22 protein-coding genes are annotated in these 22,312 nt (G+C 42.1%); 13 read left to right on the top strand and 9 right to left on the bottom strand.

Annotation, left to right across the window (positions count from 1 at the left end; all coding sequences use genetic code 11):
• Nucleotides 1-115: 115 nt before the first annotated feature.
• From V7K48_RS31785 to V7K48_RS31775, 3 genes are all read left to right on the top strand, one after another.
• On the top strand, nucleotides 116-658 hold the full coding sequence (locus V7K48_RS31785; RefSeq protein ID WP_335078848.1) for a tetratricopeptide repeat protein: 543 nt from the start codon (nucleotides 116-118) through the stop codon (nucleotides 656-658).
• A gap of 176 nt (nucleotides 659-834) precedes the next feature.
• The gene (locus V7K48_RS31780) at nucleotides 835-1,737 is read left to right on the top strand and encodes a DUF3153 domain-containing protein (RefSeq protein WP_335078846.1); all 903 of its coding nucleotides are present in this window, start codon (nucleotides 835-837) and stop codon (nucleotides 1,735-1,737) included.
• 113 nt (nucleotides 1,738-1,850) lie between these two features.
• Complete coding sequence (locus V7K48_RS31775) at nucleotides 1,851-2,258, top strand: hypothetical protein (RefSeq protein WP_335078844.1); 408 nt, start codon at nucleotides 1,851-1,853, stop codon at nucleotides 2,256-2,258.
• Here V7K48_RS31775 and V7K48_RS31770 read toward each other — a convergent pair.
• On the bottom strand, nucleotides 2,255-2,608 hold the full coding sequence (locus tag V7K48_RS31770) for a winged helix-turn-helix transcriptional regulator (protein WP_335078842.1): 354 nt from the start codon (nucleotides 2,606-2,608) through the stop codon (nucleotides 2,255-2,257). The genes V7K48_RS31775 and V7K48_RS31770 overlap by 4 nt on opposite strands.
• A gap of 149 nt (nucleotides 2,609-2,757) precedes the next feature.
• Here V7K48_RS31770 and V7K48_RS31765 point away from each other — a divergent pair, with 149 nt between their 5' ends.
• Nucleotides 2,758-3,378: an FMN-dependent NADH-azoreductase gene (locus V7K48_RS31765; RefSeq protein ID WP_335078840.1), complete on the top strand. Its 621-nt coding sequence runs from the start codon at nucleotides 2,758-2,760 to the stop codon at nucleotides 3,376-3,378.
• Between the two features lie 128 nt (nucleotides 3,379-3,506).
• On the opposite strand, the gene pdxH is transcribed toward V7K48_RS31765, so the two are convergent.
• Entirely contained in the window at nucleotides 3,507-4,151 is a 645-nt protein-coding gene (gene pdxH / locus V7K48_RS31760; protein ID WP_335078838.1) for a pyridoxamine 5'-phosphate oxidase, read from the bottom strand.
• Nucleotides 4,152-4,278: 127 nt separating this feature from the next.
• Between pdxH and V7K48_RS31755 the strand changes: the two genes are divergently transcribed.
• From V7K48_RS31755 to V7K48_RS31745, 3 genes are all read left to right on the top strand, one after another.
• Entirely contained in the window at nucleotides 4,279-5,364 is a 1,086-nt protein-coding gene (locus tag V7K48_RS31755) for an AI-2E family transporter (RefSeq protein ID WP_335078836.1), read from the top strand.
• A 386-nt stretch (nucleotides 5,365-5,750) separates the two neighbouring features.
• Nucleotides 5,751-6,581, top strand: coding sequence for a ScpA family protein (locus V7K48_RS31750; protein WP_335078834.1), 831 nt, complete (start codon nucleotides 5,751-5,753; stop codon nucleotides 6,579-6,581).
• Nucleotides 6,582-6,813: 232 nt separating this feature from the next.
• Nucleotides 6,814-7,983, top strand: coding sequence for an NDP-sugar synthase (locus V7K48_RS31745; RefSeq protein ID WP_335078832.1), 1,170 nt, complete (start codon nucleotides 6,814-6,816; stop codon nucleotides 7,981-7,983).
• 227 nt (nucleotides 7,984-8,210) lie between these two features.
• Here the strand turns inward: V7K48_RS31745 and speA are convergent, their stop codons facing one another.
• Nucleotides 8,211-10,229 (bottom strand): biosynthetic arginine decarboxylase, encoded by a 2,019-nt coding sequence (gene speA / locus V7K48_RS31740; protein WP_335078830.1) that lies wholly within the window; start codon nucleotides 10,227-10,229, stop codon nucleotides 8,211-8,213.
• A 394-nt stretch (nucleotides 10,230-10,623) separates the two neighbouring features.
• Here speA and ndk point away from each other — a divergent pair, with 394 nt between their 5' ends.
• Nucleotides 10,624-11,073, top strand: a complete 450-nt coding sequence (gene ndk, locus V7K48_RS31735; RefSeq protein WP_335020212.1) for a nucleoside-diphosphate kinase — start codon at nucleotides 10,624-10,626, stop codon at nucleotides 11,071-11,073.
• 118 nt (nucleotides 11,074-11,191) lie between these two features.
• On the opposite strand, the gene V7K48_RS31730 is transcribed toward ndk, so the two are convergent.
• Nucleotides 11,192-11,917: a TerC family protein gene (locus tag V7K48_RS31730; protein WP_335078828.1), complete on the bottom strand. Its 726-nt coding sequence runs from the start codon at nucleotides 11,915-11,917 to the stop codon at nucleotides 11,192-11,194.
• A 458-nt stretch (nucleotides 11,918-12,375) separates the two neighbouring features.
• Here V7K48_RS31730 and V7K48_RS31725 point away from each other — a divergent pair, with 458 nt between their 5' ends.
• From V7K48_RS31725 to V7K48_RS31715, 3 genes are all read left to right on the top strand, one after another.
• Nucleotides 12,376-12,570, top strand: coding sequence for a hypothetical protein (locus V7K48_RS31725; protein ID WP_335078826.1), 195 nt, complete (start codon nucleotides 12,376-12,378; stop codon nucleotides 12,568-12,570).
• A gap of 84 nt (nucleotides 12,571-12,654) precedes the next feature.
• Nucleotides 12,655-13,728: a hypothetical protein gene (locus tag V7K48_RS31720; protein WP_335078824.1), complete on the top strand. Its 1,074-nt coding sequence runs from the start codon at nucleotides 12,655-12,657 to the stop codon at nucleotides 13,726-13,728.
• A gap of 346 nt (nucleotides 13,729-14,074) precedes the next feature.
• Entirely contained in the window at nucleotides 14,075-14,197 is a 123-nt protein-coding gene (locus V7K48_RS31715) for a hypothetical protein (protein ID WP_335078822.1), read from the top strand.
• A 256-nt stretch (nucleotides 14,198-14,453) separates the two neighbouring features.
• Here the strand turns inward: V7K48_RS31715 and V7K48_RS31710 are convergent, their stop codons facing one another.
• From V7K48_RS31710 to V7K48_RS31695, 4 genes are all read right to left on the bottom strand, one after another.
• Nucleotides 14,454-14,897, bottom strand: coding sequence for a hypothetical protein (locus V7K48_RS31710; RefSeq protein ID WP_335078820.1), 444 nt, complete (start codon nucleotides 14,895-14,897; stop codon nucleotides 14,454-14,456).
• 67 nt (nucleotides 14,898-14,964) lie between these two features.
• The gene (locus V7K48_RS31705) at nucleotides 14,965-15,651 is read right to left on the bottom strand and encodes a hypothetical protein (protein WP_334969545.1); all 687 of its coding nucleotides are present in this window, start codon (nucleotides 15,649-15,651) and stop codon (nucleotides 14,965-14,967) included.
• Between the two features lie 93 nt (nucleotides 15,652-15,744).
• Nucleotides 15,745-16,473, bottom strand: a complete 729-nt coding sequence (locus V7K48_RS31700; protein ID WP_335079182.1) for a Uma2 family endonuclease — start codon at nucleotides 16,471-16,473, stop codon at nucleotides 15,745-15,747.
• 30 nt (nucleotides 16,474-16,503) lie between these two features.
• A complete protein-coding gene (locus V7K48_RS31695) occupies nucleotides 16,504-17,148 on the bottom strand; it encodes a restriction endonuclease subunit R (protein ID WP_335078818.1) in 645 nt (214 codons plus the stop codon).
• A gap of 772 nt (nucleotides 17,149-17,920) precedes the next feature.
• On the opposite strand from V7K48_RS31695, the gene acs reads away from it, so the two are divergent.
• Nucleotides 17,921-19,894, top strand: a complete 1,974-nt coding sequence (gene acs, locus V7K48_RS31690; RefSeq protein ID WP_335078816.1) for an acetate--CoA ligase — start codon at nucleotides 17,921-17,923, stop codon at nucleotides 19,892-19,894.
• 125 nt (nucleotides 19,895-20,019) lie between these two features.
• A complete protein-coding gene (locus tag V7K48_RS31685) occupies nucleotides 20,020-20,706 on the top strand; it encodes a tetratricopeptide repeat protein (RefSeq protein WP_335078813.1) in 687 nt (228 codons plus the stop codon).
• 91 nt (nucleotides 20,707-20,797) lie between these two features.
• Here V7K48_RS31685 and V7K48_RS31680 read toward each other — a convergent pair whose 3' ends face one another.
• Nucleotides 20,798-22,282: a hypothetical protein gene (locus V7K48_RS31680; RefSeq protein WP_335078811.1), complete on the bottom strand. Its 1,485-nt coding sequence runs from the start codon at nucleotides 22,280-22,282 to the stop codon at nucleotides 20,798-20,800.
• Nucleotides 22,283-22,312: the final 30 nt, after the last annotated feature.

Below are 22,312 nucleotides of genomic sequence, written 5' to 3'. Positions count from 1 at the left end.
TACTTAGTTAAAATTTTAGAAGTTTATCCACTTTCAGATCGTCAGCTTTTAAAAAGATTTCAAAAAGATTGCTGGCATTGGCAAAATAAAAACAGTGCTGATTTGTGTATAAGACGTGAGTGCAGAAAGTTTAGAAATTGCTAAAACCCGCTACCAGACGGGGAAAGTTGCCTTTGAAAATGGGCAATACCGCGAAGCCATAGAAAATTTAGAAAAGGCCAGCGCCCTGTTAGCTCGTAATTCTCGCCTTGGGGGCGAAGTAGAAATTCATCTAGTGACAGCTTATGAAGCGGCTGGACGAACGGATGATGCGATCGCTCTTTGCGAAAGACTCAAACGCCATCCCTATTTTGAAACCAGCAAACAAGCGCGACAGATGCTTTACATCTTAAAAGCACCAAAGCTGAAAAGACCCAGCGAATGGATGACCCAAATCCCTGATTTGGGCATACTACCCGATAATGAACTCAAAATTACTGTTGCTGCTAAACCTACTAAATCTTCTGTGCAGCAGAAGCCTAAACCTACGGAGCCAGAATTTGTTGACCTCAGTCAGGTCAATACCAGAGATAATCGCTTTATCTGGGTGGCGCTAATTGCCATTGGTTTAACCATCTCGTACTTGGTTTGGTTGAGTTTTTCAGGAACCCCTAGCTGATACCAATTTTGGATTTTAGATTTTGGACTTTCCTGCGGAACGCTACGCGAACGGCTTCGCTCAGTCGAACGATTTTGGATTAAAATTCTTTACCAAAACGGTGTTCCAGGAATCTCAAACAATACGAAGAAGTCAAGATTGGTTAAAAACTTTGACTTTTGGGGAGATTTATAGTTATGAATTCTTCAATTTTTGGAAAGATTTTCTTGTGGTTAATCAGACCATTTAGCTTTGTGTTGGCAAAGATGAAATTTCTCTCACCACTGAATGGTCGAAATCGAATCAACCGCGTTTTTCGCATCCGAAATCCTATTCTGTGGTTAGTGCTGTTAACATCCCTGCTACTGTCTGGCTGTGTTAAGTACGATGTGGGGCTTAACTTTGACAACTCAAATAGTGGTGAACTAGTACAGCATATTAAGTTGGGAGAACGGCTAACTAGTTTTAGTGGCGATTATGTATATGAATGGTTAAATACCATAGAGCGCCGCGCCCGTAAACTTGAGGGTAAAGCACAGCGAGTTTCCACTGAAGAAATCATCGTCACAATTCCTTTTAGCAGTGGTAGGGAATTGCAAGAGAAGTTCAACGAATTTTTTAACTCCCGTGCGAATCAATCATCTGAGTCTGTGCAGAGCAAATCTGACTCAGAACTGCCGAAAATTGAATCAAACGTCCTCTTCGAGGAGAACAATTTTTTACTTTTAGTCCGAAATCGGTTGATTTATGATTTGGATTTGCGATCGCTATCTCTAATTTCCAGTAAAGGTAACGTCCTGGCTAATGCTGGTTCAATTCTCGATTTGGAATTTAGCTTAAAGACTCCTTGGGGAGCTAAAAATATTCGACTAACTGAAACTGCGATCGCGCCAGAAAAAAATGGCAATCAACTAGTGTGGAAACTCCAGCCTGGTGAGTTAAACCACATAGAAGCTGTTTTCTGGCTTCCTAGTCCCCTTGGTATTGGGGCGTTGTTAATTATCCTGTTTGTCTGGGGAGGATTGTACTTGAGATACAATTTCATGCCAGATCCGAGAATTCAGTTCCATCCCAAAGCAACAGCTATCCAGGAACAGTAGACTATTCATCTGTTCAATATTGTCAGCAAAGCCGATGGAGAATGCATCGGCTTTTTTACACTTTCCTCAGCTTTTTGCAAAATTGAGTAACGTTATTCTAAGGCACGCCTTCTATGCAGGAACAACACATCGAGAAGATCAATGAGATTCTGCTTGGCTACTTCTGTGGTGGTACATTACTTGACATTAACTCGACCAAGGACAATATTCCTCTGGTTGCTGCCAACGTCCAAAAATCGACGCATTCTTTTTCGGAAGGTCAATTGCTGTACATCTACAATGTATTCTGGGGTATGAATAAAAAGGCTTTAGTTGTTGGTCGCCATCGCCGCAAGCATCGACTGATCCTCGGTGTCTGCCCGATTGCGTCATTGAGCAATTTCCGACCAAAACTAGTCTACGAACCGACTGTCATCCGCAAACTGCACGGGAGACATATTCATGTCGGTATCTTTATTAGATTCTTTGATCTACCTGGTGAGTTTATTGATCTCAGAGATTACATTCAAGCAATCAGTTAAACATTACTGTTGCTATGTTCCTGTTGCTCGTTGCCATACCAACGTTCAGCAAGTGCATTGAGTTTATTAAGTACCTCAATTAATTCTTGACCACGTTCTGTCAGACCGTAAGTTACTTGAGGTGGCACAGTTGGTTCATAGTGGCGATAAATAATTTCTGCTGCCTCAAGCATTCTCAGTCTTTCCGTCAAAACTTTGGTTGAGATGCCCTCGACTAGATGCTTCAATGCACCAAAGCGAGTAGGCCCACTATTACACAACACCCACAGTATATACATTGTCCAGGGCCCTGATAGTAAAGACATCAGAATACTGACAGGGCAAGCATCATGATTTTTAGAGACAGACATCGATAAGTTCGCCAAAATTGTCCAACAGTTACTTTATGGTAACTACTTTACTTTAGTAACTAGTTACTTTTAGTATAGGATGAAATGCTTTGAAATTTAGACTCAAAAAAAGTCAAAGCAGTAAATCCTAGCTAATCAGGAGATATTTGGTGGTAAACATTTTACATATTGATTCCAGCCCCCGTGCTGAACGATCGCACTCAAGAGAACTATCTAAAGAATTTGTTAGTGGTTGGAGGGCAGCGCATCCTGAAGACGCGATCGCTTATCGAGATTTAGGGCATTACCCAGTTCCTCACGTTGATGAACCTTGGATTGCAGCTGCATTTTCACCACCAGAAACCCATACCCCAGAATTAACTGAGGCAATTAGAATTTCTGACGAGTTAGTAGATGAATTTTTAGCTGCCGATCGCTACGTCTTTGGAGTGCCAATGTATAACTTTAATATACCTTCCACTTTCAAAGCTTACATTGACCAAATCGTTCGGATTAACCGGACTTTTGCTTTAAATGATCAAGGTTTTAGAGGATTAGTCGAGGGTAAAAAGGCAGTGATCATTACAGCTAGCGGCGCTGACTATAGTGCAACATCCCCTGCTGCTGCCTATAACTTCCAAGAACCATACCTGCGGGCGATTTTCGGGTTTATTGGGGTTACAGACATTCAATTTATTAACGCTTATAGCATGAACAATAGTGATGATGCCCGTACCCAATCTCTATCAGAAGCACGGGCAGCAATTCAAGATGCGATCGCCCAGTGGTGATGTGATGCGGGGCATTGGGCATTGAGCATTGGGCATGGGAAAGAAACAAGGAAAAAAGAAACTTGTTCTATAATTCTCCCTTGTCCCCCTCATTTCCCCCTGCCTACCCTGCTCCCCCTGCCTCTTCTTCAAGGTGACAACCGCTCAATTTTCCAAGTGCCATTATCTAAACGGCTATAGAGTAAGCGATCGTGCAGACGACTAGGGCGTCCTTGCCAAAACTCAATTTCTGTGGGGATCACTCGTAAGCCTCCCCAATGAGGCGGTCGAGGAATCTCCTCATTTTCATATTTGCTCTTAAACGCCTGCAAGCGTCGCTCAAGAACTTCCCAGCTTTCTATCACCTCGCTTTGATTAGATACCCACGCACCCAAGCGACTGTTGGCAGGACGACTGTGAAAATAGTGGTCAGACTCAGTTTTGGAAACTTTCTCCACATACCCACTAATCCGGACTTGACGCTCCAGTTCTGCCCACCAGAAGACTAAAGCCGCCTGGGGATTTTCTGCCAGTTCTTGTCCTTTATGACTGTTGTAGTTGGTAAATAAGACAAAGCCCCGTTCATCAAAATCCTTGAGTAACACCATTCTGGCTGAAGGCTTACCGTCTGGTGTGGCAGTGGCAATGGTCATGGCATTGGGTTCAGGAAGTTGTGCTGCTAGTGCCTGATCAAACCATTTTTTGAATTGGATAAAAGGATTGAGGTCTACTTCTAGTTCGCTCAAACCTTCCAAGGTGTAGTCCTTGCGAAGGTCAGCTATAGTTTTGTCCATTTTGATTTGGTTCCTTGCTATCAGATACGCTTATACATGTCTTTGTCAAAAATATCTATGATGATGATCAGTGCCATCAAGAATTTTACAAATTCTCTCAAGGAATATCTAAAATAGGTTGCATAAGATGCGCCGTTCGGCCTCCCTTCAACGTTTGTTAATTTATGGTCTAAGCGGTCCGATTATCGCTCTCAATGTCTGGCTGCTGTCTGTACTTTTTCGCTATTTCCAGCATCCCATTACCGTCTTGAGCATTGCGGCGATTCTGGCTTTTCTCCTAAATTACCTAGTTAAGTTCTTTGAACGTGCTCGGATCACCCGCACTCAGGCGGTGAGTATAGTTTTACTTGCAACGTTAACCCTGCTTGGAATTCTAGGCGTTACCCTAGTGCCGTTGATCATTGAGCAAACAATTCAACTGTTAAATAAGATCCCTGATTGGTTAGCCGCCAGTCAAGCCAACCTAGAGCAGTTTGAGATGCTGGCAAAGCAACGACGTTTGCCAATTGATATAAGGGTTGTGAGCAGTCAAATCAATGCCAACATTCAGAATGTGGTACAACAACTAGCTTCTGGTGCAGTGGGGTTTGCTGGGACACTGCTATCAGGATTACTTGACTTAGTGTTAGTCATTGTGCTTGCATTTTATATGCTTTTATATGGCGATCGCGTCTGGTATGGTCTGATCAATCTTTTGCCCTCTAATATTGGAGATCCTCTTACCACATCTTTGCGCCTAAATTTCCAAAACTTCTTCCTCAGCCAGTTGTTGCTAGGACTGTTCATGGTGCTAACCCTGACGCCAATTTTCTTAGTGATCAAGGTGCCCTTTGCCCTGTTGTTTGCCATATTAATTGGTATTTCAGAACTTATTCCCTTTATCGGGGCGTCTCTCGGCATTGGTCTGGTAACAATTTTAGTACTGCTGCAAAATTGGTGGTTGGCAGTTCAAGTTGCCATAGCGGCGATTCTCATGCAGCAGCTTAAAGATAACCTGTTAGCTCCCAGGTTACTCGGCAACTTTATTGGACTGAATCCCATCTGGATTTTTGTGGCTATTTTGATGGGATTTGAGATTGCTGGGTTGTTGGGGACACTTGTTGCTGTTCCTATTGCTGGTACTATTAAAGGCACTTTCGATGCGATCAAGAGCGGCAAGCCAAGTAACTTTGTCTCAACTGTCACTATTGCCCGTGACTCGCCCCCTGATTAAGATGGCAGGGGGCAGGGGGCAGGGGAAGCAGGGGAAGCAGGGGAAGCAGGGGAGGCAAGGGAGGCAGGGGAGGCAGGGGAGGCAGGAGGAGATGAGAGGACAAGGGGAAATTATTGAATAAGTCTCTCCCTTGTCTTCCCTCTGTTCCTTGTCTCCTTTGTCTCTTCCCAATGTCCAATGCCCAAAGTCAAAAGTTGCACATTCTGATCTCACAATTCACAATGGTGATTGATCACAAATTTCAGGGGATACTACCAGCCAGCAGGCGATTTCTGAATAAAAGAAGTAGAAGGGAATACATAGAATACATGCTTTGCCAATAGGCAATGAGTTTACTGTTGAATTTACGGACTTTTGATTCTCATTAATTAACTTAGAACCCGTTGATGGAAGCTTCCGAGCTGTTAGAAACAATCACACTCTTGATTTACCAAGCCCAGCAGGGGGAAATTGACCCTTGGGATGTCAAAGTGATTGAGGTGATTGACCGTTACTTAGAACTGATGGCACCGGAGGAAATAGGAAGAGGCTATGAAGCGGACTTGTCTCAATCTGGACAGGCATTTTTGTCAGCATCAATGCTGGTATTATTTAAAGCAAATACATTGATGCGATTGTCAACAGTAGAAGAGGGACAGAATGGTGTAATAGATGATGCTATGTTAGAAGGTGAAGCCAGTGTATCACACCAAGGTCATCGTCTACCATTAGAACGGCAATTGCGTCGTCGTCCAGCGGCAATGCCGCCACCAAAACGCCGAGTGACTCTGCAAGAGTTAATCAAGCAATTGCAGATCATGGCCAACCAACTGAAACTGGTAGAAAAAGTCAGCAAACCTATCCGTCCCAGGCGTCAACCTAGCGTCCAAAGTATGCGGGAGGCGCTGGAGTTAGCTCACCAGGAAAATCTGACAGAAGTCGCTAGGGAACTGGAGCAGGTGTTGAATTTGTCGGCAACAGAGCTGAGTTTAGAACAAAATTGGTTGAATTTAGAACAACTTGTAGAGTTGTGGACTCAGACAAAGCTTCTCAACCAAAATGGCTCTGGACATGAGTCTAAACACAGTCATCTAGTTAGCGTTTTCTGGGCGCTACTACTACTCTCGGCTCAATCGAAAGTAGAGCTATTTCAAGAGGAGTTTTACGATGAGATTAAAATTCGCTTACTTAGAGATTCAGCTAACTCCTGTAAACCCTTTGAGCAGCCGATGAACTAAGAAAGCCAAATAGTAGCCCTACAGATAATTACAGATTTGTGCTTCAGCCCCAAAATCCGAGTAAATTGAAAATATAAGCGATCGCTTGTCATCTAAGTATACCTATGGTTGCAATAACCACTAAATTACTGTTATCCCTGTCTTGAGGGATAACTTAGAGCATAAATAAAAACTGATGATTAAGTATCACTCGATGAAAGTAAACTGGCTTGTGGTTGAGGAATAAATTTTTATGAAAGCGATGATTCTGGCAGCGGGCAAGGGTACTCGCGTGCTTCCGATTACTTATACAACTCCCAAACCGATGATTCCCATCCTGCAAAAGCCAGTGATGGAGTTCTTGCTGGAAGTGTTACGCCAACATGGATTTGACCAGATTATGGTCAACGTTAGTCATTTGGCTGAAGAAATAGAAAACTATTTTCGTGACGGTCAACGGTTTGGGGTACAGATTGCCTATTCGTTTGAAGGGAAAATTGATGACGACGGTAAACTGGTAGGGGAAGCAATCGGTTCAGCTGGAGGGATGCGCCGCATCCAAGACTTCTCACCGTTTTTTGATGATACCTTTGTGGTTTTGTGCGGTGATGCTTTGATTGACTTGGATTTAACTGCGGCGGTTAAATGGCATAGAGCTAAAGGGGCGATCGCTACTATTATTACGAAATCTGTCCCCAAGGAAGAAGTTTCTAGCTACGGTGTGGTTGTCACTGACGAAGAGGGTCGTGTTAAAGCTTTCCAAGAAAAACCTTCAACTGAAGAAGCCCTCAGCACCAACATCAACACAGGTATTTACATCTTTGAGCCAGAGGTTTTTAACTATATTCCCTCTGGTGTCGAATATGACATTGGTAGCCAATTGTTTCCCAAATTGGTAGAAATCAAAGCCCCCTTTTACGCCATTCCTATGGACTTTGAATGGGTAGATATTGGTAAAGTACCAGACTATTGGCGGGCGATTCGCGGTGTACTACTGCGTGAAATCAAAAATGTGCAAATCCCCGGTCATGAAGTCGCCCCTGGTATCTACATTGGCTTAAATGTCGCCGTCAATTGGGACAAAGTGGATATCACAGGCCCAGTTTACATTGGTGGCATGACGAGAATAGAAGATGGAGCTAAAATTGTCGGCCCAGCGATGATTGGCCCCAATTGTTGGATATGTAGTGGCGCAACAGTAGAAAACAGCGTGATTTTTGAATGGTCGCGCCTGGGACCAGGAGTCCGTTTAGTCGATAAGCTGGTGTTTGGACGTTATTGCGTGGATAAAACTGGCGCTGCGATCGATGTTCAAGCGGCTGCTTTAGACTGGCTGATTACCGATGCCCGTCAGACACCGCCATCACATACCCCTGTTGAACAACAAGCAATAGAGGAATTGCTGGGGACAAACGCAAATTAAAGTTAAGAGTAGAGACGCGATTCATCGCGTCTACAGGAGTTAGGAGTCATTCAATTTTGGATTTTAGATAATAGATTTTTTCTTCAATCCCTTCGGCTTGGTGCAGTCACTCCTACGGTAGGTGCTAGCCTCTCACGAATGGGAGAAGACCGCGCTGCTTCACCAAAATCCAAAATTGACAGAGTTAGGGGTTATCACCTTTATTCTTAACTCTTCACTCCTAACTCCTAACTATTTAAGTACGTATATCTTCTGAGACTCTGCTCGTAGGTTTGCAGCAGTCGCTGAGATTCCGCTAGGGTGATGCGTTTTTCTTCTAATGCTTTCTCGCAACGCTGGCGAATGTTTTCTACCATATCTTCAGAGTCATACTGAACGTAGCTCACTACTTCGCTCATGGTGTCACCTTTGACAACGTGTTCTATCTGGTAGCCTTTGGGCGTTAATTGGATGTGAACAGCGTTGGTGTCGCCAAATAGGTTGTGCAAATTGCCCATGATTTCCTGGTAAGCTCCATTCAAGAACATCCCCAAATAATAGGGTTCTCCAGGCTTGTAGGTGTGCAACTCTAAAACCGATTTGACATCGCGCAGGTCAATAAAGCGGTCTATCTTACCATCACTGTCGCAGGTGAGGTCTGCTAAAATCCCCCGCCGCGTTGGTTCTTCATCCAAGCGGTGGATTGGCATAATTGGGAATAGCTGATCGATCGCCCAGCAATCTGGTGCCGATTGAAACACTGACATGTTGACGTAGTAGATGGAAGCCATAATTTTCTCTAGGTCTTCCAGTTCATCGGGCACGTATTCTTGCTGTCTAGTGATGTTGAGAATTTTTTGACAACAAGCCCAGTAGAGGCGTTCGGCCTTGGCTCGTTCTCTGAGGCGTAAAATTCCTAAGTTGAAGCGGCTGATCGCTTCTTCTTTGAATTGTGCAGCGTCGTGGTACAACTCTTGGTAATTCTCTTGGTTGATGGATTGGAAGCTTTCCCAAAGATAATTAATAATTGGGGATTCTCCCTCTTGTGGAGGTTCTGGGGCGTCGAGGGGGACATCGCTAGTACTGAGAACATCAAAAATCAGGAGCGACTGATGGGAAGCCAGCGCTCGTCCACTTTCGCTAATCAGTGTTGGTACGGTAATCTGCCGTTCAGCACAGGTATCTTTTAACTCTGCCACGATGTCGTTGGCATAGTTCTGCATGTTGTAATTTTTCGATGCATAGAAGTTGGTTTGGGAGCCATCATAATCTACACCCAAGCCGCCACCTACATCAAGGTATTTCATATCTGCCCCCAGCATCGCCAATTCCACATAAATGCGGCTAGCTTCTTGGATGGCATCTTTAATCACATTAATGGCAGAGATTTGTGAGCCGATGTGGAAGTGCATCAACTGCAAAGAATCGAGCAGATTAGCTTCCCGTAACTTGTCAACAGCCTCAATTACCTCAGGCATTGTCAAACCAAATTTAGCGCGATCGCCACTAGAGGCTCCCCAACGTCCCATGCCTTGGGTACTGAGTTTAGCACGAACACCTAATATCGGCTTGATACCTAATTGGCGATTGGCATTAATCACCAAATCAACCTCTTCAATCTGTTCTAGGACGATGATTGGTGTTTGCCCTAGTCTTTGGGCTAACATTGCCGTTTCGATGTATTCCCGGTCTTTGTAGCCGTTGCAAACTAACAATGCTCCTGGTGTATCCAGGATAGCCAGAGCAATCATTAATTCTGGCTTGGAACCGGCTTCTAAACCAAATTGATGAGGTTTGCCAAATTTCACTAAATCCTCAATCAAATGCCGCTCTTGATTGCATTTGACGGGAAATACACCCCGGTAGACGCCAGGATAGTTGTAGCGGGCGATCGCTTTAGCAAAACAAGCATTCAATCGCTCAATCCGGTCTTCCAAAATATCAGAAAAGCGAATCAACATGGGAAGTCCCAAGTTGCGCTGTTTCATGGCGTTGACCAATTCAAACAAGTCAAGAGATCCCCCGCGATCGCCCTTGGGTGCAACAGTAACGTGTCCAGCAGCGTTAATCGAAAAATAGGGTTGTCCCCAACCTTCAATCCGGTATAAGGCTTCGCTATCCTCAATTTTCCAGGAGTGAGGTAAATCTCCTGTGGTAGTAATAGGTGGTAATAGCTTTTTCTGTTTATGATTTTTCACTTCAGATTTATGTTCATTGGCCGGTACTTGTACCACCTCGTCAGATGTAGCAGTTGGCTCAACACCCATTTCTTCCTAACCTCAGTTTTTCTACCCACGAGTTAACAATTTAGCGCATTCATCTGAGAACGGATATGCACCCAAAGATAAATTCTGAGATAAACTCTGATTGGTCAACAGTCATACGTCATTAGTCATTAGTGCAAAACCCTTAGACTCAAGACCAGGATGAAGAACAAATGACAAAGGAGAAGTCTGAGCGGAGGCTTCCGACGCTCGCGGACTCGCTCTAAGCGAACGCAAGAGCGTCTCTAAGAGTTGCCATGCCGCAGGCTTTACGCTGCGCTATCCGTGACGCAAAGCGCAAAGCCGGAGACGCTCCGCCTCCGGGCTTGTCGTTAGACATCAGAACTTCAGGGATAATTGACCAGATAAAAAATTCATTAAGTTTTTGGAGATAGCAATGGAGCGCACATTCTTAGCAATTAAGCCTGATGGAGTACAGCGGGGATTAGTGGGGGAAATTATCCGTCGCTTTGAAACTAAAGGTTTTACCCTAGTTGGTTTAAAGTTCCTGAAAGTCAGTCGGGATTTGGCGGAACAACACTATGACGTTCACCGAGAACGTCCCTTTTTTGGTGGTCTAGTCGAATTTATCACTTCTAGCCCAGTGGTGGCGATGGTATGGGAAGGTGATGGCGTCGTTGGATCTGCCAGAAATATTATTGGTGCGACGAACCCCTTAACAGCAGAGCCAGGAACGATTCGGGGCGATTTTGGACTAAATATTGGTCGCAACTTAATCCACGGTTCTGATGCTCAAGAAACCGCGCAACGGGAAATAGCTCTATGGTTTAAGGATGAAGAATTAGTCAATTGGCAACCACACTTAACACCTTGGTTGCACGAGTGATCGAGAGTTAGGAGTTAGAAATGAAGAGTTAGGAGTTAAAAATTTATAACTCCTGTACAGACGTGATTAATCGCGTCTCTACTCCTAACTCCTGTACAGACGCGATTAATCGCGTCTCTTACTTCGAGACTTCGCTCTTTTCCGGTTCTACTGGTTGAGGCAATTCAGTGCCAACACGCTTGGAAAATCCCCAGCCTAAAATTAGGAAGATAGCAGGAATCATTATCCATTCTGGTGGAACTAAACTATCGTTCACCACTTTCAACAACAAGCGCAAGCCTACCAACGCTACAGTTATATAGCCTGCGTCTTCTAGGTTTTCATATTCGTCTAGCCAACGGATAAACAATCCCGCCATGAATCGCAGCGTAATAATACCAATTGTTGCACCCGTCAGCACCAGCCATTTTTCTTGAGAAACTGCGATCGCAGTTGTCACGCTATCTAAAGAAAATGCCAAATCTGTAAATGCAATCACGGGTATTGCTTGCAACAACGAACTAAAACGCGGTTCGTGATGCTGCTCGTCTTCACTTTGTTGAGAGGTAAAGTGTTGGAATACCAACCACAGTAGGTAAGCAGCACCCAATAATTCAAATTGCCAGAATTGTTGCACCCAAGTAGCCGTGAGAATCAGGGTGATTCGCAGCACATAAGCAACAACTAAACCAAAGTTGAGGGCCTTACGCTCAAGTTCTTTGTCTTCCAGCCCTTGAGCGATCGCAGCCAGAGCGATCGCATTGTCGGCAGATAACACCGCCTCTAAAAATATCAGGATCAGCAGAACTATTGGGGCTTCAACGCTGAAATGAAAGTTGAGGTAATCAAAAATTTGGTCTAGCATTCCGGGTTTCTCAAGCAGAAAAAATTAAAATTTGACAGAAACAGTGATTTTCATGTTAAAAAGCGCAATAAATTGCTACTTTAATCCAGCTTAACGTGATTGTGATGGATTTTGAAGGGGGTTGACATGTGTGCGATCGCCGTACAACTGGGGTGTATTGTGTGTTTATTCAATACACCAAAACTTTTAGCATTTAGCTCAATGCGATCGCATTCGAGAAAGACTTAGGCACAACTTGGATAATTTATTTCTTGCAGTTCCCTTAATCATTAAACGAATCATGGCAACATAAATAAATGCTTTGGTAGTTTCAGGCAGTACCTCATAATCTTTGCTCAGTCGGCGTCACCCGAAGGGTGTCGCTCCTTCGTCGCTAATGCCAGTCGCTACAACGGGGAGAACCCCCGCAACACGCTGACTCACCAGTTGAACCAACTAAATGTCCTTTCAACAAGCTAATGCTTAGGCAGGATAACAAACCCCTTCTGTTCTTCGTGGCGGGTGACAACGCTCAAAATCCAACGGTAGACATCAATGATCCAATGGATAAAATCCTTGCCACGGTATCCTCCGTCAATCCAAATTTAAATCAAACGATGAAAGCGATATATTTTTTTTTAGAAGCTTTGCACAGAGTCGGTTTTGCAGATTGAATGGCGGCTCGTTACAGCGTCGTTCCCTTTATGCAAAAATAAAGGTTTCAGTGGTTTGATGGGTGACAGTGTGAAGGAAAAATTATGTTCTCAGTAATTAGAACAGGTATAGTTGCAGTAATCACTGTAGCGTTGATCGGACCCCCACTGGCGGCTAGGGCAGCAGATTTGACCTACGTTACCTCTTTTGGTGCTACTTATGGCAATGGTAACGGGCAGTTTAAAGCTCCATTTGGCGTGGCAGTAGATTCTGTTGGCAACGTCTATGTGGCAGATGATTCTAGCAATCAGGTAGACAGGTTTAATCCCAGTAATTTTAGCGGTACATTCATCTCTTTTGGCACTGGTGGCAATGGTAACGGGCAGTTTGCTGGCCCAGACGGCGTAACAGTAGACTCTTCTGGCAACGTCTACGTAGCAGATACTGGTAACTACCGGATCGTCCGGTTTAATCCCAGTAATTTTAGCGGTACATTCACCTCTTTTGGTTGCACTTTTGGCGGCGGTAACGGGCAGTTCGCTAGTCCACGTAATGTAGCAATAGACTCTTCTGGCTTAGTCTATGTAACAGATTTGCCTAATGGGCGGATTGTCCGGTTTGATCCCAGTAATTTTAGCGGTACATTCACCTCTTTTGGCACTCCTGGCGTTGGTAATGGGCGGTTCGCTGCTCCATATGGCGTAGCAGTAGACTCTTCTGGCTTAGTCTATGTGGTAGATAGGGGTGCTAACCAGATTGTCCGGTTTGATCCCAGTAATTTTAGCGGTACATTTACCTCTTTTGGCACTGGTGGTTCTGGTAACGGGCAGTTCACTAGTCCAAATGGTTTAGCAGTAGACTCTTCTGGCAACGTCTACGTGGCAGATACTTATAACGGTAGCCGGCTTGTCCAGTTTAATCCCAGTAATTTTAGCGGTACATTTACCTCTTTTGGCACTCAAGGCAATGGTAACGGGCAGTTCTATGTTCCATTTGGCGTAGCAGTAGACTCTTCTAGCAACGTCTATGTGGCAGATACTGGTAACTACCGAATTGTCCAGTTAAAAAATGGCATTACCTCATCAATACAAGTACCTGAACCATCAGACGTGTTAGGCATTCTCGCTTTAGGTGTCATCGGTTTAGTTGCCAAATTTAAGCGCTTACCTTGCTCCTAGTTAGATGCCTAAGCTCGACTTTATGGATAAAGTCGAGCTTAGAGGATGTCTGAAAAGTGTACGAAAGGTATAATTTATCATTCTGAGCATAACGAAGTGGAGTGTACCCCTCCGGGGAAGCAAGCTAGGCGTAGCGTCTCGTAAAGCCTGCGGCATAGCTACGCTTAGGGCGCAGCCTCTCGTAGAGAAGAGAAGAATCGCAATTTACTGTGGGTTGATGAGATGCTTCACATTCAGCATGACATTTTTAACTTTTTAGACATCCTCTTATTTTTGCATTAGGGGGTCAAGTAGCAACAGTAAAAATTGCCAGTGCAATTCAGGATGTGGCGCGTTTGTGTAAACTATGAACCATAAAGATGATTATTTAATATTTTATAGTCCAATTGCAGTGGGAATTAAAATTGTGCGAGTAGTGAGTAGCTACCGCAATTTAGAAGCGCTATTTTTAGATGATGATTCAAGGTAATAATTTTCAACGTTATTAACCAAAGTTTTAACGTGAGTTACAATTGCTTGATTATTGATAAGAAAAATTTAACGTTTGCAACAAATGCTTAAACGTTTCTTATAAATGCTTTAACGTGAGTCACAACTGCTTGATAATTGATAAGAAAAAATTTAACGTTTGCAACAAATGCTCAAACTTTCTTATAAATGCTTCAACGTGAGGAATAAATGTAAATAGCCTCTGCAAGCAATTTATTACAACATAATTTCAAATTTCACAAAATTTCTGCCAGCTTTACCAGCAAAACATTTGCTAAATCCAATAACCTAATATCATCTGTATCAACACTATTTTCTTCACCAGCTAACAAGTTTTTCACAGCAGACAACCTGTCATTGGTTTCAGAAATTCTCCAAGATTCTTCTAAGTTTACTGCGAAATCAAACAGCGATCGCTCTCCTAAATCCTGTCTTATCTTCACAGCTACATTATCATTACTTACCAAAAATTCTTTAATAGCATCTAATCGAGAATTACTTAATATTTCGTCATGTCCCCACGTTTCCAGCCAGTCTCCATCCACATCATCAACGTAAAAATTGACAAAATCAATCCCGTAAGTTAGCCAGTTTTGCTGCATTTGTCGCGCTGTTGCTAAAGCTTCAGCAAATGTATCTACTTGATTGTTGCGGCTGTGAGTTTCTCTTTTATTAGCCATAAAAGCTGTTATTGGCACGTAAGTATATAGGCTATAACACAAATTTGGAATATCAAATTCCAGAAAATCACGAAAATTTTAAATATTTACCACCAGAAAGGTAATCACTGTTATACAGTGCCACGTTGACTAACTGGTTGACAAAATTAGCATCCTTGGGATTGTAACTTAAGAACAGTCCTCTCTCTATTTCCCACGATCGCAGTGTGTTTTGCCAAGCTTCGTACTTTTGGTGATTAAGTTCTTCAGAGACACTGGTAACTTGAATACACAGTGGTTGATTGTTACGACTAACAATTAAATCTGTTGCCATAGAAAGGTCGGCAATATAACGCTGCCAAAAACTACCTTCTCGCTGAACAATATCTTGGGCTATTGACTTAATGATATCATGATCAACCTGATTAAATTCGCCTGCCATCAATTTTTGTTTCCAAATATAAAACTTGGAGTCACTTGCATTGAACCATCTGGGAAAGAGATAACCATACCAATATCTCTCAATCGGCGTCATTTGCTCAAACTTTGCTTTTTGTTCTTCTGAAGGTAATGATTTGATTATCAGCCAAATTGTCGAATCCGTAATTACCTCTAGGAGAAAGGCAAGGACAAAAGGTTTTGCAGTCAGGGAACCTGGCTTAATATCCTTTACCCAACGATTGATTTCATCTAATCTTCTCGCTAAATTATGATCTATCGAGGAGGCTTGCTCGATAAGGGACTTTAGCTTCTCCTTAATCTCTTTAGCTTGCAAACGATGCCCTACTTTCAGAAGATAATGCTTTTTTTACACACTTGTAACTAGATTTTAACTTGAAAAATGTCTTTAGTTAATTTCCTCATCCTATCAAATATTCTCAGGCTCTATGCCCTGTGTACGTAAAACCTCCCGCAGTCGAGTGATTTCTTCCTCTGCTTGTTGGGCACGTTCTTCTGCCTGTTGGGCACGTAAACGTTCTTGTTCAGCTAATTCTTCAGATGATAATATCAATTGATTTTCAGTAGTGAAGAATCTTAATTTACCTTCATAAACTCCCAAATAAAGTTCTAACTGCTGACTCCATAAACGTCCATCAGTGGTTAATATAATTTCTTGATACTCACCATCAACTAGATGAAATCCCTGAAACTCCATTGTTACAGAATCAAACCAGAAATAATCTTGTGTACGGAAAGTATCCTGATAAACTTGTTTTTTTAAACCTTTATCTGCTGCTGCCGTTGAACTTGACAAAATTTTCACAATCAGGTTAGGATAATTACCGTCTTCTTGCCAAACTACCCAACTCTTACGATCTTTTTTCTGAGTTCCCAAAACTACAAAAAAGTCTGATCCACGGAACTTTTCTGATTTTTTCTGATTAGGACTGTAGTAAATCGTCAAATTGCCAAAAGCATAGAAATCTTGCCTTTCTCGCCACCACAATTTTAGTATGCGAATCGGCAAATCGATTTGGTCACGGTGCAGGTCACTTTCTAAGGGTAGTTTGTCACTAAGTATATCACCATGAGGAAATACAACTTCGTCCTCTGAAATACCATTAAATATGAATTCTAAGGTAGCAGGTTCAGACATCAGCGATCGCCCCGCGATTTCCATTCATTGTTACTGAAAATTTGGTAACTTGCAGATGCTTTTAAGAACTTGTAATAACTCAGTTGCACCTGGAGATTCATTCAAATTTAATAATGGCATTAACTGATAGGTTGGTTGCTGGTCACATCTTAAATAAACAAATTGATAACGCAATCCGTTAGTTACCAGTCCCCAAACAGATAATTGTTGATTTAAACTTTTAAAAGCATAAGTCAGTAATTGAGGTAAACCCTCACCCACTTCGATCGCACTGTTTTTCGTTTCAATTACTAAAATCCAAAAAAGCGGCGCAATATTACTTTGAGGACTGTTGATTGCTAAAATATCCATCCGTCCAGTAATTCTTCTGTCTTCATCTTCGACTGCGATCGCAATGCTATCTTCCATTGTCAATCGAATCGGTACATCGTAAAAACCAGCTAATCGCATTAATGGTGCGATCGTTAAGAATTTTACCAAACCCTCAGAAATTTTACGTGCATTTAAGTAACGCTCAAAGTCGCTTCTGATTCGCAATAAATCCTGCTGTTCAAACTCAGAGAGTGGTTTTAGACTTAAGAAGTCTGTAAATGAAGCATTTGAAAGCTTTTCTAGTTTAAGAAAGCGATGAACATCGTTGAGAGATAGGCTGCTAGCTTCGACGGTGAGTGTCATAGTTTCAGGCGTTGTTTGTGAAGACTATTTACATTTTGCAACATTATCAGTAGAGATGTTGCAATGTAACATCTTGATATTTAAATCCAATATACAAGGGGCATTCCTAGTTTATAGCTCAAAAAAGAAGATTTATAGCAGTCCTAAATTATTTATAAAAATAAATTAACCGCAGAGGCACAGAGAGCGCAGAGAGAGGAATTAGAGATTTTCACGACTCATTTAGGATTGCTATATTTCCTATTACTCCTTACTTTATAGGTGTTACAGACAAGCTTTTACTCTTTAACAACCTGTCAAATATTTAAAGCTTATTGAGGAGGAATAAAGCCACGGATTCGGATGCCGACTGCTTCAGATTCACAGTAGGATTCTAATAAAGATTTAGTCATAACTTTTGCCTCAATAATGGATTCTATTTGAATTTATCCAATTTGTTTAAATTGATAAACTCTCAGGGGATGACAAGATAACTTCTTCTCAATTAAATCGAGGTGAAAGTCTGATTCTGGCAATAATAGCGGCTTACGTACCTTATTATCAACTATAAGGGGTATAATATGTGCTTTGCACTACACTTATATCTTTTCATGGCAAAATACTCTCAGGCTCAATGACCTGTAGATATTACACCTTTTTTATTGCTTGGTTTTGGTTGGTGTAAGCTAAGTAACCTTGCAATTTCTATTCAGCTTCAGGAAAATCTAAACACTGTCTGGCACAACTAAGCTAAAAATAGTTTTCAGTAACAATAGCGTTTGCAAATGTAATTATGTCTCAACCAAGTATAGAATCAATCCCACAAGAGAACCGCCTCTTTCATCCTGCCTCGGAATTCTCACAGAATGCCCATATCAAAAGCCTGGATGACTATCAGCATCTCTATGCTAAAGCCAAAGCCGATCCGCAGCAATTTTGGGCAGATTTGGCTACAACAGAATTAGAATGGTTCCAAAAATGGGATACAGTATTAGACTGGCAACCACCTTTTGCTAAATGGTTCGTTGGCGGTAAGATTAATATTTCTTACAACTGCCTTGACAGACATCTCACTACTTGGCGTAAGAATAAAGCAGCGTTGATTTGGGAAGGAGAACCAGGAGATTCGCGTACCCTCACCTATGCTCAACTGCACCGGGAAGTTTGCCAGTTCGCCAATGTATTGAAGCAACTGGGTGTACAAAAAGGCGATCGCATTGGTATTTATATGCCGATGATTCCGGAAGCTGCGATCGCCATGTTAGCTTGTGCCAGAATTGGCGCACCCCACAGTGTGGTATTTGGTGGTTTTAGTGCCGAAGCTTTGCGCGATCGCTTAATTGACATTAAAGCTAAACTGGTAATTACAGCTGATGGTGGTTGGCGCAAAGATGCGATCGTTCCTCTCAAGGAACAGGTAGATAAAGCCTTAGATAATGGTGCTGTTCCCAGTGTAGAAAATGTCATAGTTGTCAAGCGCACCGGACAAGAAACTTATATGCAGTTGGGCGGACGCGATCATTGGTGGCATGATTTGCAAAAAGGAGTATCAGCAGATTGTCCCGCCGAACCAATGGACAGCGAAGATATGCTGTTTATCCTCTACACTTCAGGTAGCACTGGCAAACCGAAGGGGATAGTGCATACAACTGCTGGTTATAATTTATATACCCACATTACCACCAAGTGGATATTCGACCTGCAAGATACAGATGTATACTGGTGTACCGCCGATGTAGGTTGGATTACTGGACACAGCTACATTGTCTACGGCCCTCTTTCCAACGGTGCAACGAGCCTGATGTATGAAGGTGCGCCCCGTGCTTCTAATCCTGGTTGTACATGGGATGTGATTGAAAAATACGGTGTTAATATTTTTTATACTGCACCTACGGCAATTCGAGCATTTATTAAGATGGGAGAACAACATCCGAATGCGCGAAACCTGTCTTCGTTGCGTTTGCTAGGAACCGTCGGCGAACCGATTAACCCGGAGCCTTGGGTGTGGTATCACAAAGTAATTGGTGGTGAGCGTTGTCCAATTGTTGATACCTGGTGGCAAACGGAAACAGGCGGAATCATGATTACACCGTTACCAGGAGCAATTCCCACCAAACCGGGTTCAGCAACTCTTCCCTTCCCAGGAATTATCGCAGATATCGTAGATTTAGAAGGAAACACCGTACCCAATAACGAAAGCGGTTATTTGGCGGTGCGACATCCTTGGCCAGGAATGATGCGGACAGTCTACGGTGATCCAGAACGCTTCCGCCGCACCTACTGGGAACACATCCCGCCCAAAGATGGTAACTATACTTACTTTGCTGGTGATGGCGCCAGACGCGATGAGGATGGTTACTTTTGGATAACGGGTCGTGTGGATGACGTACTGAATGTGTCAGGACATCGGCTCGGTACAATGGAAGTAGAATCAGCCTTGGTTTCTCACCCAGCGGTTACAGAAGCGGCGGTAGTGGGTAAACCAGATGAACTTAAGGGTGAAGAAGTAGTTGCTTTTGTGACTTTAGAAGGCAGTTATCAGGGAAGTGAGGAACTGAGTAAAGAACTCAAACAGCACGTTGTCAAACAAATTGGTGCGATCGCTCGTCCGGGAGAAATTCGCTTTACCGATGCTTTGCCGAAAACGCGATCGGGTAAGATTATGCGTCGATTGCTGCGGAATCTAGCTGCGGGTGAAGAGGTATCTGGGGATATTTCGACATTGGAAGATAAAAGCGTGTTGGATAAATTACGGCAAGGTACGTAAATAATTTCATGAGCCTAGTAGGGGCGCACATATATGCGCTCCGCCTGTCTTGTGATCCATTACGCGTTAACGCACCTCAATTTATTATATATAAAGATTAGAACATTATTGAGGCACTGAGGGCGATGAAGTTGAAGCACAAACCTAAATCAGCATTTGTTCAATCTTTTAGCGGTATGACGCTGAGTATCATCACTGTAATGGGGATATCACCATTAGTGTTAGCGGTTCCGGCAAAAGTTTCTTTGCATTCGCCTGAACAGTTTGCACAGAGACAACCACAAAAACTAGCACAGTCTCAAGCTCCAGACACAGGATCAACAGAGCGATCGCAGATGATGCAACAAGCCAATGCTTCATTTAATCAGGGAGACTTAACAGGTGCAGAGGAAAATTTACGCAAGTTAATTAAAAAATTCCCAGACGATGCCTTTGGACGCTTTCAATTGGGAAATGTGCTTTTTCGGCAAAAGAAATCAGAAGAAGCAATTAGCTCTTATCGAGAAGCCATTCGCATCCAGCCAAAATATGCTCTAGCCTACAATGCGATCGGTATTGTTTATGCTAGCGAAAGTCGCTGGGAAGAAGCCATTACTGAATATAAAAAAGCTCTAGAAATTAATCCTAATTATGGCGAGGGGCTGACTAATTTTGCACTAGCATTGTGGCAAACAAATAAAAAAGATGAGGCACTATCTTCTCTACAAAAAGCTTTAAATATTTTTAAAGCACAGAATAGAGGTGAAAAAGTTAACCAAGTCGAACGAATCTTGCGAGAGATCAAAACTGGTGATCAGCCTAGTGTTTCATGAAAATCAGTAGATAGATCAATGGTGTCAGATATCGTAATAGGTAGGGTGTGTTGCTAAAATTGAACTCACCCTATATTGTTATTTACTTCTTTTACCAAATAATTTTTCGCATATTATCAACTTTTTTCTTAAAATTTGATTGCTCTCTCAACCTATGTAATGGACCTTTATATTTTTCAATTTCATCTATTAGTTCCTTAACAGCTGGAGCCGAAACTTTTAATTTCATCATGTTTAAAAGTTCACGATACTTAGTTTGACATAAGTCATGCTGAAGTTTACTAGCAATCATTGTGTTATTGAAAGACAAAATTACTATAACTGCTTGAGTTGTGCCGAATCGCTCAATTAGAGACTTATAACTAGTTTCAGCATTGCGGGAAATTCCATTTCCATTAGTAATAAAAACTTCTACTAGCCCCAAAACATACTTTTCACGTATTTGAAGAGGAACTTGTCCCCTGTCGTTAATAAGTATCTCTAATGCTTTTGCAAATGGTGGCTCATTATGGAAGTTATCCCACCCACGATGAGCATTAAGTAAGTTATCAACAGCAGTATCTATTTCTGCGGATAAAAGAGTTTCAGGAATATATGATTTGCCTGAAACTATCTCTAGAAACTCAAGGGCAAGCTTTGCTTCTATTTGATCATTATTTGCAACAAACCTGCCATACTTAATCCCAAATTGTTGACGTGCCTGCTCATCGACTCTATCCCATAAATAAGGTATTAGCCTATGAAGATTTTGCCTTGTCTGTGGTGTTGTATCTAAGCGCGTATATATGCCAAATAATCCTGATGCTAAATTGTTAGTTTGTTCTTGGTTAAGCTCTATAAAAAATGCTGCTATTTGTCTAGCATCCGATTCAGAAATATTATGTTTTTTAATATTTTTGAGAAATTTCTGTATTTCTATTGTTCCATTGGACAAAGGTAAAGAAATAACTTCTTTAACACAGGTTTCTAACCAATAAATTAGGTTTAACCCCGTAATCTCGTTCTGATTTGGATGAGCGGCACTCACCCAATTACGCATATATCTGATTGTGTCTAAATGCTTGTATCCAATCTCTGAAATTAATCCTATTTTTCTGCCACCCTCAATTAATTCGCTATCATTTACTTTAACTAAATCATCCTCTGAATTCAGATTTTTACGCTTTTCTGGACTATTTACGGCATTATCATAAAAATATGAAATATCATATTGAGATACCCGCTTTCTTAACTCTAAAATTGTTTCGTCCCACAAGTAATTTAATGCTGCATCAAATAAACCTGATGCTACAGCAGCAATATATTTAGAGATGTATACAGAACGGGGCTTCTGCTCATCATTAATCTTTGATAATACATCGGTGAGATTTTTAAAAACAATTACACGCTCATTTACTGAAACTAATACAGAGTCAGTTGGTAAACCTTGTTCTTTTAAAAAATCTAACACACCTGCTTCAAAGTTATTTAACTGGGAACTATAGCTTTGCTGTGTAATGATGTCCGATGAGTCCATTTTTTTACTTGGATTACTTTTATCAGATGTATTATAAACGTAGTACAAAAGAAATGCCAACTTTCAGTGGTATACAAAATCATAATTTAC

The sequence above is a fragment of the Nostoc sp. genome, from assembly GCF_036919615.1.
Taxonomy (GTDB): domain Bacteria; phylum Cyanobacteriota; class Cyanobacteriia; order Cyanobacteriales; family Nostocaceae; genus Nostoc.
The sequence above is the reverse complement of the archived record's forward strand: the minus strand, read 5'-3'. Positions and strand labels throughout refer to the sequence as shown.